Annotated in this window: 10 protein-coding genes; 9 read left to right on the top strand and 1 reads right to left on the bottom strand. The window is 42.8% G+C overall.

Annotated elements, in window-relative coordinates:
• Positions 1-70 precede the first annotated feature (70 nt).
• The 9 genes from ubiA to Bealeia2_RS07460 all read left to right on the top strand — a co-directional run bounded on the left by ubiA (position 71) and on the right by Bealeia2_RS07460 (position 11,563).
• Entirely contained in the window at positions 71-934 is an 864-nt protein-coding gene (ubiA, locus tag Bealeia2_RS07500) for a 4-hydroxybenzoate octaprenyltransferase (protein WP_331256428.1), read from the top strand.
• A gap of 12 nt (positions 935-946) precedes the next feature.
• A complete protein-coding gene (locus Bealeia2_RS07495; RefSeq protein WP_331256427.1) occupies positions 947-2,272 on the top strand; it encodes a TldD/PmbA family protein in 1,326 nt (441 codons plus the stop codon).
• A gap of 7 nt (positions 2,273-2,279) precedes the next feature.
• Positions 2,280-4,061 carry an ABC transporter ATP-binding protein gene (locus tag Bealeia2_RS07490; protein ID WP_331256426.1) on the top strand — a complete coding sequence of 594 codons (1,782 nt, stop codon included), beginning with the start codon at positions 2,280-2,282 and terminating at the stop codon, positions 4,059-4,061.
• Between the two features lie 6 nt (positions 4,062-4,067).
• Positions 4,068-4,760 (top strand): lysophospholipid acyltransferase family protein, encoded by a 693-nt coding sequence (locus Bealeia2_RS07485; RefSeq protein ID WP_331256425.1) that lies wholly within the window; start codon positions 4,068-4,070, stop codon positions 4,758-4,760.
• A complete protein-coding gene (locus Bealeia2_RS07480; protein WP_331256424.1) occupies positions 4,761-6,047 on the top strand; it encodes a 3-deoxy-D-manno-octulosonic acid transferase in 1,287 nt (428 codons plus the stop codon).
• A complete protein-coding gene (lpxK, locus tag Bealeia2_RS07475) occupies positions 6,031-6,987 on the top strand; it encodes a tetraacyldisaccharide 4'-kinase (RefSeq protein WP_331256423.1) in 957 nt (318 codons plus the stop codon). Before Bealeia2_RS07480 ends, lpxK begins: the two co-directional genes overlap by 17 nt.
• On the top strand, positions 6,960-7,880 hold the full coding sequence (locus Bealeia2_RS07470) for a lysophospholipid acyltransferase family protein (protein WP_331256422.1): 921 nt from the start codon (positions 6,960-6,962) through the stop codon (positions 7,878-7,880). Before lpxK ends, Bealeia2_RS07470 begins: the two co-directional genes overlap by 28 nt.
• A 72-nt stretch (positions 7,881-7,952) precedes the next feature.
• Positions 7,953-10,184 carry a hypothetical protein gene (locus tag Bealeia2_RS07465; RefSeq protein ID WP_331256421.1) on the top strand — a complete coding sequence of 744 codons (2,232 nt, stop codon included), beginning with the start codon at positions 7,953-7,955 and terminating at the stop codon, positions 10,182-10,184.
• 77 nt (positions 10,185-10,261) lie between these two features.
• Entirely contained in the window at positions 10,262-11,563 is a 1,302-nt protein-coding gene (locus Bealeia2_RS07460) for an MFS transporter (RefSeq protein WP_331256420.1), read from the top strand.
• Here the strand turns inward: Bealeia2_RS07460 and xseA are convergent.
• Positions 11,538-12,878 (bottom strand): exodeoxyribonuclease VII large subunit, encoded by a 1,341-nt coding sequence (gene xseA / locus Bealeia2_RS07455; protein ID WP_331256419.1) that lies wholly within the window; start codon positions 12,876-12,878, stop codon positions 11,538-11,540. The two genes, Bealeia2_RS07460 and xseA, sit on opposite strands and share 26 nt — an antisense overlap.
• Between the last annotated feature and the right edge of the window lie 694 nt (positions 12,879-13,572).

The raw sequence follows: 13,572 nt of genomic DNA, 5'->3' as shown, positions 1-13,572 counted from the left end.
TTGTTTCAGCATCTCATGAGATCCAAATTCAGTATGATGATATTTCTAAAATGATTTTGAAAGAGGAAAAATGCAACGCACACCCATCCTGGAACTTTTATTTGAGATCATGCGTCTTCATCGCCCTGTGGGGATTTGGCTTTTGATGTTTCCTTGTTGGTGGGGAGTTGCTTATACCTCATCTCAATTTCCAAATCCCTGGTTTTTGATGTTATTTGCGGTGGGTTCGACTGTCATGCGTGGGGCAGGTTGTATTTATAATGATATTGTGGATCATGACTTGGATAAAAAAGTGGCCCGCACGCAAAATCGACCCCTTGCCCGTGGCGACCTTACCATTCCTCAGGCTATTATTTTTATGATTGTTCTCGGCATGATTGGCGCCCTGATATTGTTTCAATTCCCCGACAAAGCCATTGCAGTGGGTCTCTGTTCGCTCGTTCTTGTTATCTTGTACCCATTCATGAAACGCATCACATATTGGCCTCAAGTTTTCTTAGGTCTGACGTTTAACTGGGGCATTTGGGTGGCATGGGCAGCCTCAGGTCAGTCGTTATCTTTAGGGCTGCTCTTCCTTTACTTAGGGGGGATTTTGTGGACTTTAGGATACGATACCATTTATGCTTGTCAAGATCGTGAGGATGATCTTTTGATGGGAATGAAATCTTCGGCCATTAAATTTGGCGGAAGTACAAAACCAGCATTGGTTTTGATTTATTCAGGCGCGCTCTTTTGTTGGTCTGTAGCAGGACATCTTGCCGGTTTTCACAAATGGTTTTATGGGGGGATTTTGGCGATGGCTTTTCATTTTGCCTGGCAAGTGTTAAGCCTTGATATTCACCACCCTAAAAATTGTGGAAAACGGTTTGTTTCGAATATTTACATTGGGGCGATTTTGTTTATTACCATTGTCATTGGAAAAATTCTCAACTAAAGATAAATGATCATGAAAAAAGAACTCGAATATCTCATAGAAAAAGCAAAATCTTCAGGGGCTGAGGCGTGCGATGTGGTGGGATCCAGATCCTCTTCTTTATCCGTTACAACTCATAAAGAAAAACGCGAAAAAGTGGAACGATCGGAATCCCTGGATGTGGGATTGCGCGTTTTGATAGGCAAACGTCAGGCTTCTGTGAGTACGTCTGATCTCAGCCACGTCTCTTTGGATCAATTGGTAGAACGTGCTCTTTCTATGGCCAAAATTATGCCGGAAGATCCCTTTTGTGGGCTTGCGTCTAAGGATCAATTGGCGATTCATGTGCCCGATCTTTCGACCTATGATTTTCATGAGCCCACTCCCGATGAATTGGGGGAGATGGCTCGCATTGCCGAAAGTGCTGCTTTAGCGGTGAAAGGCGTCACCAATTCCGAACGTGGAGAGGCGTCTTGGGGCACTTTTGAGACGTATCTTTTGACGAGTGAAGGATTTGAAAATAAGAAAACCCGTTCCTCATTTGGCGTTTCCACCGCCGTTATTGCTCAAAAGGGTGAGAGCATGGAAGTGGATTATGATTATTCCTCAGCCGTTTTTGTATCAGACTTGAAAAATCCGGCTGATGTGGGGAAATCTGCTGGTGAAAAAACAGTGGCGCGCTTGAATCCTCGGAAAATTAAAACTGGCGAATATCCTGTGATTTTTGATCGCAGAATGGCCTCAACGCTTTTATCGCATTTGGCGCAAGGTATTAACGGTGTCAGTATCGCCAATGGCACTAGCTTTTTGAAGGATAAATTAGGATCACAAGTTTTTGGATCTTCCATTCAAATTGTTGATGACCCCTTGCGCCTTAAGGGTTTTGGATCCCGTGCTTTTGATGGTGAGGGGCTTCCCACACAACGTCGTGCGATTATTGAAAATGGAGTTTTGCAAACCTGGTTTTTGAATTTAAGAACAGCACGTCAATTGGGCCTTGCATCGACGGGACATGCTGTGAGAAGTGGGGCAAATCCCCCCGCCATTGCTGCTTCAAACTTTTATTTAGAACCCGGACTCCTGTCCCCCGAAGCTCTTTATAAAGAGGCTGGATCAGGGATTCTGGTGACCTCCATTATGGGAATGGGATTTAATGACACCACGGGCGACTATAGTGTTGGAGCTTCTGGATTTTGGATTGAAAATGGTGAGCTTACGTATCCTGTGAGTGAAATTACAATTGCTAGCAATATCTTAGAAATGTTTAAGACATTGACACCGGCAAATGATGTGGTCTTTGAAAGTTCAATCGTATCTCCAACGGTTCGTATTGAAAAAATGATGGTGGCAGGAGCCTGAGTACACTATGGCGCTTTTAAAAAGTTTATCTGATAAATCAACGCGACCTTTGGTTGAGAGGTTGTGGCGCGAGCACATCTCAAAATACAAAAAAATTATTTTCTTTGGGCTATTTTGTATGGGAATTTCCGCCAGCATGACGGCGGCTCTGGCTAAGATGTTAGAACCCCTTTTTGATGATGTCTTTTTTGTCAGAAATGAGGACATGCTTTGGATTGTAGCTGCAACCGTATTTACGGTTTTTGTTCTCAAAGGCCTTTCCGGGTTTGGTGACTCTATGAGCATGGTTTATGTGGGGCAAAAGATTATTGCCGACATTCAAAAGCGCCTTTTCTCTCATTTTTTGGACTCAGACTTGGCGTACTTTCACGCACGGTCCTCAGGTGAATTGGTGTCGCGTTTTACGAACGATGTGAACATGATGCGCTCGGCTGTGACTAACTCTCTTACGAGCCTTGGAAAAGATACGCTCTCCTTGATTTTCTTAGTCGGCCTCATGTTTTATCAAGATTTTAATTTGGCTGCCATTGCCTTTTTCGTCTTTCCCGTTGCCATTCTTCCCATTGTGAAGATTGGTAAAAAAATGAGAAAAGTCTCAGGCAATACCCAAGTCGAAATGGCCACTTTCAATATTTTATTGAATCAAGTCTTTCAAGGTGTTCGCATTGTGAAATCCTACGCAATGGAAAGCTATGAGCGCGGTCGTGCCAATGTGGTTATCGATACATTGTGTCAGCTTGTGATTAAATCTGGGCGGACGCGGGCGGCTTCTCATCCTATTATGGAAACTCTCGGCGGGATTGCCATTGTCACAGTGATTCTTTATGGCGGTCTTCAGGTTATTCATGGCGATCGCACTACAGGAACATTTATTTCTTTTATCACAGCTCTTTTATTGGCGTACGAGCCTTTAAAGCGTATTGCCAATCTCAATGCCAATTTACAAGAAGGGTTGGCCGCGGCTGTCCGCGTTTTTGAGGCACTCGATATGAAACCCACCCTTAAAGATAAAAAAGATGCCCAACTTCTTTTGGTAGCTAAAGGCAATATTGAAATTTCAAAAGTGAGTTTTAATTATCCTTCCGGCAAAAAAGCCTTGATGGATATTAATATCAAAATTCCTGGCGGAAAACGCATTGCCCTTGTGGGGCCGAGTGGTGGCGGGAAATCCACACTCATGAATATGATTCCCCGATTTTACGATGTGAACGAAGGTAAAATTACAATTGATGGTCTCGATATTCGCGATGTTACGATGAGTTCATTGCGCTCTCAAATTGCGCTGGTGAGCCAAGAAGTTATTCTTTTTGACGATACGGTCCGCGCCAATATTGCCTATGGTCGTATGGGAGCAAAAGAAGAAGACATCGTAAAAGCGGCAACTTTGGCGGCAGCCCATGAATTCATTTTAGCCCTTCCACAAGGATACGATACCATTGTGGGAGAGCAAGGCATCCGCCTTTCAGGAGGTCAGCGCCAGCGCCTATCTATTGCAAGAGCAATGCTCAAGAATGCCCCCGTTCTTCTTCTGGATGAGGCTACGTCTGCACTTGATACTGAATCTGAACGTCAAGTTCAAGCGGCTCTGAATCGTTTGATGGAGGGGCGCACAACTCTTGTGATTGCCCACCGTTTGTCAACGGTTATGGATGCTGATTCCATTTACGTTATCGAAGATGGACGTGTCACGGAAGTGGGGAAACACGAAGATTTGATGAAAAATAAGAAAACCTATGCTCGCCTTGTGGAAATGCAATTTGCGGGTGAAACTCAACAAAAAGCCTCTTAACAACCGATGAGTATTTTAAAGAAAATTCGTAAATCCGTCGTTGTCAGACGTATTATCTCGCGCTTAATTTCCACCTATGTTCGCATTGTGTGGTGGACCTCTCCTTGGACTTTTGTGGGTCGAGAAGGATTCCAACATTATTGGGATCTGGGCGTTCCTGTGATTGGATGCTTTTGGCATGGGCGTCTTTTGATGATGCTCAAAGTGTGGTACGGCGCTCATAAATTCCATATGCTGGTTTCCAGTCATCCCGATGGTGAGATTATCAATTATGCGACCCAACATTTCGGATTTGGAATCGTGAAGGGTTCCTCAACCCGCGGTGGTGTTGAGGCAACGCGTAAGATTTTGAGTATTCTTGAAAAAGGCGAATCTGTTGGGATTACTCCCGATGGCCCCAAAGGCCCTAGGTTTCAAGCAAAAATTAGTGTGATTCAAATTGCGCGTCTTTCGGGATGTGTGATTTTTCCCGTGGGTTATTCGACGACTAGAGGGAAATGGTTAAGGTCGTGGGATCGCTTTTATATTCCTTTTCCTTTTAGTCGCGGTGTTTTTGTGATGGCCGAGCCTTTGGTTGTCAAAGATTCGCTCTTGTCCGATGAAGAGTTACGACAAGAGCTGGAAAAGCGTCTTAATGACGCCAATCATCAGGCGGACATCCTGTGCGGGCATGTCAATAATGAGGGAGAACTTCCTTAAGTGAGTTTGGCGCTGAACGTTTACAGATCTCTCAGTTGGGCGCTCACGCCCCTCGTGCGGCTTTATTTTTTAGAACGTCTTCGTCGTGGCAAAGAAGACTCTCTTCGCTCTCAAGAGCGATGGGGCTATTCAAATTTAAAGAGAGATATGACACGTCCCTTAATTTGGGTTCATGCGGTTAGCGTTGGGGAGGCGGCTTCGACATTGCCTCTTTTAAAAGCCCTGCATGAGGAATGTCCTCAAGCTCAATTATTGCTCACAACGGGTACGGTGACCTCAGCCAAAGTGATGGAGGGGCGTCTTCCTGATTGTGTGATGCACCAATATGCCCCTCTCGATTTGCCTCAAGTTGTGACACGGTTTTTGGAAGTATGGGAGCCAGATTTGTCCATTGGAGTGGAGTCTGAGCTTTGGCCCAATACTCTTACATTAACGCAAGAGCGCGGGATTCCTACTCTTATTTTAAACGCTAAGCTTTCCAAAAGAAGTTATCAGCGTTGGAAAATGTTACCGTCTTTAATCTCGCCCATGCTTGAGAAAATGGCACTTGTGGGGGCTCAAACGATCGAAGACCAACAGCGCTTTCAGGATTTAGGTGCGCCCTTCGTAGAGGTGATGCCAAACCTCAAACTTTTGGGGGAACCTCTCCTTTATGAAGAAAAGGCCCTTCAAAAACTTGAGACTGAAATTCAAGGGCGACCTCATTGGTGTGCGGCTAATATTCATCCTGGTGAAGATGAGGTGATGATCACAGCGCACAAAAAATTGAAGGATACCTATCCCCAACTTCTCACCATTCTTGTTCCTCGGCATCCTGAGCGCGCTAGTGAAATGCGGGTACGCGCAGAAGGAGAAGGGTTTCGTTGTGCGCAACGTTCCCTTGGCGAAAAACTCATGCCTGAGACGGATATTTATTTGGCTGACACATTTGGGGAAATGGGTCTTTTTTATAAACTTTCAAACCTCTCTTTTGTGGGAGCTACGTTAATTTCCAAAGGAGGACATAACCCACTTGAGGCAGCGCAATTGGGATCTTATGTGATTCATGGGCCCCATACATTTTCGAATCCTGCGCTTTTTCAATTTTTGAAAAATGAGGGATGTGCGGAAGAAATTCAAAATGTTGAGGAATTAGTTTCGACCATTTTAAAGAAAAATCTTGAGACGAAAAATGCTCAGATTGACGAAAAATTGATACAAGAACGAAAGAGCGGTCTTGCGGCTTTGAAATTACTTTTATCTCCCCATCTTTCTCCCACACGAGGGCGCTATGCTGAAAGCGCCTAAGTTTTGGTACGAACGCCCAGGATTTCTTTCATGGGCCTTGTCACCTTTGGGGTTTATATATGGGATAATTGAGGCTGGATTGGGGATCTTGCGTCATCCGGAAAAATGTGAGCTTCCCGTTATTAGTATTGGCAATCTTGTCATGGGGGGATCTGGCAAAACCCCTACTACAATTGCGCTTGTCGCTCTTTTAAAAGAAATAGGGCACACGCCACATATTATTACACGCGGATATGGGGGGAAGGCGAGGGGACCTATTCGCGTCGATCCCAAAATTCATGCCTATCATGAAGTGGGAGATGAGCCCCTTCTTTTGGCTAAGGCCGCTCCCACCTGGGTGGATCATCTGCGCGTAAATGCAGCGCGCTTGGCGAAAGAAGAGGGAGCCACAATTCTTCTTTTAGATGACGCCCATCAAAATCGAAAACTCAAAAAAGATCTTTCGCTGATTGTGGTTGATGGGAAACAAAAATTTGGCAATGGTTTTGTCTTTCCTTCAGGTCCCTTGCGTGAGTTTTTTGGAAGAGGCATGGCGCGCGCGGAAGGGATTATTTGGGTTTCAAAAGAAAACGAAAATTTCTCAAAACCAACCTTTCATGCGAAACTTAAGCCTCAATATGAGGTGTCACTTAAAAACTCTCCCCTCATTGCTTTTTCAGGCCTTGGGTTTAATCAGAAGTTTTTAGCAACTTTAAAAGAGGAAGGATTTCAGGTCCTTTATTTTAAGGAATTTCCCGATCACCATCCTTATCACGAAAAAGATCTTGAACATCTTTTGAATTTTGCGCACAACAAAGGAGCTAAGTTGGTCACAACCGCCAAAGATGAAGTGCGCCTGCCAGAATCTTATCGTAATCAGCTCGACATCATTAATGTGGGAATTGAATTTGAAAATCCTGAGGAATTAAAATCATGGCTCGTAAGCCAAAATCTCCACTAGCCCATTTTTTGTCTCAAGCCTTCAAACCCATTCGTCAGCGGATTGAAGGGTTTGCGACGTGGTCCTTTTGTGGGCTTTGTGGGCTTTTTCCCGTGGACAAAGCAGGAAGTGCGGCCGCGTGGTTTTTCTATGGCTTGGGGCGCTATGTCAAGGCCAGCCAAACGGCGCGGCGCAATATCAAAAAAGTTTATCCCCATTTCAATGATGCTGAAATTGAGGCTATCGTCAAAGGCGTTTGGGATAACGCAGGGCGCCTTATTGCCGAGTACTCAAACCCTCAAGATTTTCGTGGAGCTGAGGGCGACAAGCGTATTGAAGTCGTAGGTCTTGAGAACTTCTTACAAATGAGAGACGACGGAAAGCCCGGAATTATTTTCACGGGTCATATCGGAAATTGGCAAGCTATTACTCATTTTGCAACGGATCATGGACTTGAACTCACCCAATTGTACCGCACTGCCAACAGCCCCTGGACTGATCGTGAAATGCTCAAGCGCCAACTTCAATGCGTCCCTAAAGTTATTCGTAAAGGCCGGAATGGCAGCAGAGAAATCATGAAACTTCTCAGCCAAGGTGGGCACCTGTTTATCCTTGTGGATCAAAAACTGAATGAGGGGATTGAAGTTCCGTTTTTAGGGCGCCCTGCTATGACTGCACCGGCTATTGCGCGCATGGCTATTCGTTATAATTGCCCCGTGGTGCCCGCATGGGCTGAGCGCATTCATGATTCCTACTTTCGCGTTCATTTCGAAAAGCCTATTGAATTTACTCCCATAGGTGACATTAACCAAGATACGTATGACTTTATGGTAAAGGTGAATCAATGTCTTGACCGATGGGTTAATCAACGTCCCGACCTTTGGTTTTGGCTCCATAATCGTTGGATAGATTAGTTTTAAAAATATTGACAATATTTATATAATAAATTAAATAATAACTAATTATTGTTTTTTATGGTGATTGTTATGAAGTTTATTAATTTGATTTTGTGTGTTTTTGTAAGTCTTTACTCTCAAAGCCTTCTATCTGGGAAATTTCAATATGAGAAAGAGTTGTTTGAGCTGAACACAGACTCTATCGCTATCAAGGCTCTTAAATCAAATGAAACGCTGACTTTTGAAGATCTTCGTCAGGATATAGAAAATAGAAAAACTCATCTGATGGAACTTTTTCAATATGTGCAAATGAACGGAATCAAAAAGGACACAAAGGCTCTTTTTGCAAAAAAAACTGATTATGTGCGTAAGTTTAGAGTAGATTTAACAGGCGACCTATTAACTCCTGAGGTTATGATCTTATCGCTCCTGAAGTGTGACTATGTGGTTGAAAAGGATTTAGTTTGTTATTTTTTGAATTGCCTTGATACGTTTTCTAAAGCACCCGCTAGTGAGGTGCAAATGCAGAAATTTTATAATCAAACCATTTATGTGGTGAGGCAAAATTTACAATCTTTATGGAACAGTGTGTTTGGCTACCTTAAGCTGAAGTATCCGCAGGCTTTTAAAGAGGAAGAGGGAGAAAAAATAATTTATTCCAATTTTGTGACTCATTTTACAGATGAAGAAGAAAAGCTTTATTTTAATTTTTTGAAAGAATTTAGATGCGATGAAATTATGGAAAATGACTCAGTTCAAATTAATCGTATGGTTCTTTACCTTCTTGATGAAAATATATTGAAATGTCCAACTGTTATTTATGAACTTAATTCTATTTTATTTTACTTTAACATAGAGCGGACTTTACTATCTGCATGTGCGAGTCTTCATTGTGATTCCAAATTTTTTCACTTTGATAAGCCTCTGCAGACACAAGATCATGAGTTTGTTCTTGCTAAAGTGGCCAATAAGCATCGAACTGGTTTTTTATCAACTTCCTTTCTTACTTCTATAACTGATAAAAAGGCAGTGGATTTATACTCAAAGCCTAATATTCAAAATGCAGTTGTTAAGGGGTGTCTTGAGGAGCCGACTCAAATCTTCAAATCTTTTATTGAAGATATGTTTCCTGACCAAATGAAGCCAGTCGAATCTCCATCTAAGAAAAAAAATCAACCCAAGAAGTCGGTTAAAAATGAGAAGAAATCGAAAACTCAAAAATTAAAAAAAGAACCTTTAAAGACGTTTGCTCAAAAGCAAGAAATTAAGGTTGTTGAAGAAGAAAGCGCTGAAAATAAAATAAAAAATGAAATGTCTGAAGATGAAGTGTTTGAATCAGGGGAAAATAAATTAGATGAGAGTGACGTAAACTCAGAAGAAGACTTAGAGGATATTCAGATTGAGAACGTAAACATTCAAAAAGATAAAAAGAATACTCAGCTATCCGTTGTGCCTTATAAGACGTCTCTTGAGTGGAAAGATTATGCCTACAAGCGCTTTGTGAGAGCACAGAAAGACCGAACGTATACTTTTGAAAATACCCCTTATTCATTTCCAGATATGGAAAACCCTCATAATTTGGCATTATTAGAAAAAATTGCGAGAAGGGAAGTGTTCCCAAACTTAGCGAGCTATCGTATTCGATTCCACTATGCAGAAGAAAGTTCCCCTAAGAAATTCGAATCAGTTGAGTTTTTTTCAAGTAAAAAATATTTTTCAGGCTGCCATTTTTTTGAAGAGCAAAAAGGATTTAAAAGACGAAATAAACTTTTTAACGCTTTTACAGATATTTTGTCAGAGTCTCAACAAGGCGAATATAAGAAAGCAAACAAAGAAGAGCGTAGGACGTTTTTAGGAAAAACTTTAACTCCGGTCCTTTGCGAAACTATTGTTAATGGGGATTGGACATTGAATGCCAATGACGCAGAAGCCATTATGCTATTAGATTTGGCAAATGAACTCCCTAACTATTTGAGTCAGCTCACAAAAAATGGGACAAAAAAAATACATTTGCACGGTATTGCTCTTGGAATTTCAACTTATTATGATTGTTGCTGGCGCTGTATTAATCTCATACAAGGATGGCAAAGAGATCTTAAGAATCGTATTCAACATTGGAGCGATCAAATATCAAAAGGAGTCATTGCGATTTCTCCTGATTTTTCAACGGTTGCTCTTACGTTTGGAGAAAAGCTCCCGAATTTTAAATCATTTTATTTCCCAGATGCTTTGCAAGGGCCACTAAAATTAGAGAGAGGGACGCATCCATCTGAGCAACACAAATTGACGTGTATCAAGGTTTTAAGGGATTCAAAGCAATAAAGCCCTTGCGTAGTCCTTTCGTTTTCTTCTAGTCTTGCGGCATTGAATAATCGAACACAGAATCTTGCGAGCACTTTATGAATACGACGACCCTAACAGTAGAAAAAGCACATTTCTCACTCATCAAAAGCTGGTTGGTGTGGGCGTGTGCGGCGATGTTTTACGCCTATCAATTTCTGTTGCGGGTCTCACCGAATGTCATGACGGGTGAATTGATGGAAGCGTTTTCTGTGGATGCGTGCGCCTTGGGGACGCTTACAGGGCTTTATTATTATGGATATGCGGCGCTCCAAGTGCCAGGAGGAACTTTAATTGATAAGATGGGCACCAAAAAAATGTTGGCCTTGGCTGCGCTTTTTTGTGCCGGTGGAACGCTCCTCTTTTCCTGGGCGGACTCACTCTTTATTGCAGGAATTGGTCGCCTGATTATTGGTGCGGGATCTGCATTTGGATTTTTAAGCTGCCTGAAAACGGGAACAAGTATGTTCCCTCCTCAAAAATTGCCGCTTGTGATTGGAATGACCCTCTTTTTAGGTATTGTGGGGGCTTTGGTGGCAGGGACGCCCCTCGTGATTTTGATTGATCTTGTGGGATGGCGGCAGGCCCTTTGGATTTTGGCCGCTTTTGGAATTGGAATTTGTCTTCTGGCATGGTTCTGCATGAATACAGAACCTTCTCCTGAACTTAAAAAATATATCTCAAGCCATCATGCTCCTGACCCTGAAAAACTGGGTATTATTGAAGGTATTGTGCTGATAATTAAAAAACCCCAATCTTGGATTTTGGCCTTTTATGGAATGCTTTTGTATGTTCCTCTCTCTGGATTTGCAGATCTTTGGGGTGTGCCTTTTTTTATCCAAAAGTATGGCTTTTCCAAGCATGATGCGTCTTCGGCAATCATGGTCTTTTATGCCGGTGTGGCGTTGGGAGGTCCTTGCGTTTCATGGGTCGTGAATTATTTTAAATCCTATAAAGTCAGTTTATTTTTGGCTGCAAGCATTCCTTTTGTCTTAATGTCGATCGTATTTTATTCTCCCTCAGACTTCTTTAATTATACAGCATTGTTGGCGCTTTTATTGGGTGCTGGATTTTTCTTAGGAAGTCAATTTTTGATATTCACCGTTATATGCGAACTCAATCCGCTTTCCGTGAGCTCAACTGCAGGTGGATTTCTTAATATGATGTGCATGATCAGCGGTGTTGTTTTTCAGCCCTTCATTGGAAAGCTTTTGGATTTGAGCTGGCAGGGAGGATTTGTTGACGGTGTTCGTGCTTATTCGACAGCCGATTTTATATTTGCAATGAGCACGATTCCTTTAGGCCTTCTGATTGGTACCATCTTGGTGTTTTTTATCAAGGATGCTTATCCAAAGGGGTAACCAAAACCTCGCCATCGTAAAAGCGGATATGCAAATCTTGTCCCGGCGTGACTTGGGTGACGCGTCCTGCCAATTGTTTTTCCGAATCGAAGACAAGGGCAAAGCCGCGTTCAAGAGTTTTCTCATAAGAATAGCTGGCCAAAAGCTGACCCGACGAATTCAGATGTGTTTGAAGACGCTCAAGAAGATTATGATAGGCAGGCTTCAGGCGTGAATCGAGATGTTCCAAATTCATCCCCATCATTTCCGTCATGGATTTTGGATGGGAAAGGCGGGCGGATAAAAGTCGGACGTAATCCTGCCTTTTCTCAAAGAAGGGGGCAGGAGAAGCTATTAATCGCTCTGTCCAATCATCGAGACGCTGCGTTTTGTCTTGAATAAGGGTTTGTGGGTCCAAAAGGCCCCGGGAAAGACCAGACAAAAGTGCTGTGGTATGTTGCAAAACCATCCCCAACATGGCCTTCATGCGGCTCTCTTTCTGCCCTAAATACTCCATAAGAGATTGACGGACGGGAACGGCAAATTCGGCCGCAGCGGTAGGGGTAGGTGCTCTTTTATCGGCTGCAAAATCGACCAACGTCACATCGGTCTCATGTCCCACGGCGGAGATCACGGGGATTTGAGAATCAGCCACAGCGCGCACGACAATTTCTTCATTAAAGGCCCAGAGATCTTCAAGGCTTCCGCCGCCGCGCCCCACAATTAGCACATCAGGTCTTTGGGATTGATTTTGAAATCCACGGACGGCGGCTGCGATCTGCTCCGCCGCGCCTTCTCCTTGAACGAGGACGGGCCATAAAATCACATGGGAGGGAAAGCGATCGGCAAGGCGATGCAAAATGTCGCGAATCACAGCCCCTGTAGGTGAGGTAACAACACCAATGATTTTGGGGAAAAGGGGAATTGTCTTTTTTCGACCTTCCTCAAAAAGTCCTTCTTGTGCGAGTTTGCGTTTAAGGTCTTCGAGTAATTTGAGAAGTGCCCCTTCGCCCGCAAGTTCAATGGATTCGACGACCATTTGATATTTCGATCTTCCAGGATAGGTCGTGATTTTGCCTGTGGCAATAATCTCCATCCCATCTTGGGGACGAATGGAGAGCCCTGAAAATGTACCTCGCCAACAGACTGCATCCATGACAGCATTTTCGTCCTTGAGGGAAAAATACACATGTCCTGAGGAATGCTGTTTAAGGCCTGAAATTTCACCCTTCAGGCGCACGCGGGAATAGCTGGATTCAACAGTGCGTTTTAGTGCCTGAGATAAACTGGAAACTGTAAACTCTGGAAGGTTATGGAGAAGATCAGGAAGGGACATGATGGAGTTACCTTGAGGATGGAGGTATAAATTATTTGAGTTCGATATTAAAAAAACCTATCATCCTGACAGGAGACTTGTGATAGCAAGCCCCTCTGTGGATCAGGATCTAAAAAAGACACTAAGTACCAAATTCTGCATGATGGTTCTTTCTTTTTACCTTATGCCAAATTTTGTTAGAATTATTCTACACGCTTGTTTGTCAAAAGATCAATGCCTCAAAAATAAGTGTCGTCCCTATTTGAACTCAGACAGGGGTGGGCTGTGTATTGGTCTCCTGTTGTGATAATTTTAAAATTTAAGGAATTATTTACAGATTTATGATTGGGTTAGAATGTTAAATTCCGTTGATTAGATTAAGAAATCCTCCCTGGAAATGATCTCCCAAATCTTAACGAACCCTTAAAAAAGAATTAATCCACGAAACCTGTGGATAAGTTTGGGGAAAGTTGACGGGATAACCAGAATAAGGATTGATTCTAAAGCCCCTCAATCTGTTTGCCTAAAAAATAGGCAGTAAAAAAAGAAGTAAGAGAAATACTAAGTTTTCATTTGTAAAGAGGTCTCTTGAGAAAAAAAATAAAAAAAATCGCTTGACCATTTTTTCGTGTTTTTGAGTGTTAACGCACATGTGAATAACTTTTGAGCGCTGGGAAATTTTTTTTATTTTCAACAGTTCCCTCTTTGGTCTTTT

Origin of the sequence: Candidatus Bealeia paramacronuclearis, from assembly GCF_035607555.1 — a bacterium.
Taxonomy (GTDB): domain Bacteria; phylum Pseudomonadota; class Alphaproteobacteria; order UBA9655; family UBA9655; genus Bealeia; species Bealeia paramacronuclearis.
Note: the sequence above shows the minus strand (reverse complement) of the source record. Positions and strands in the feature narration are given on the sequence as shown.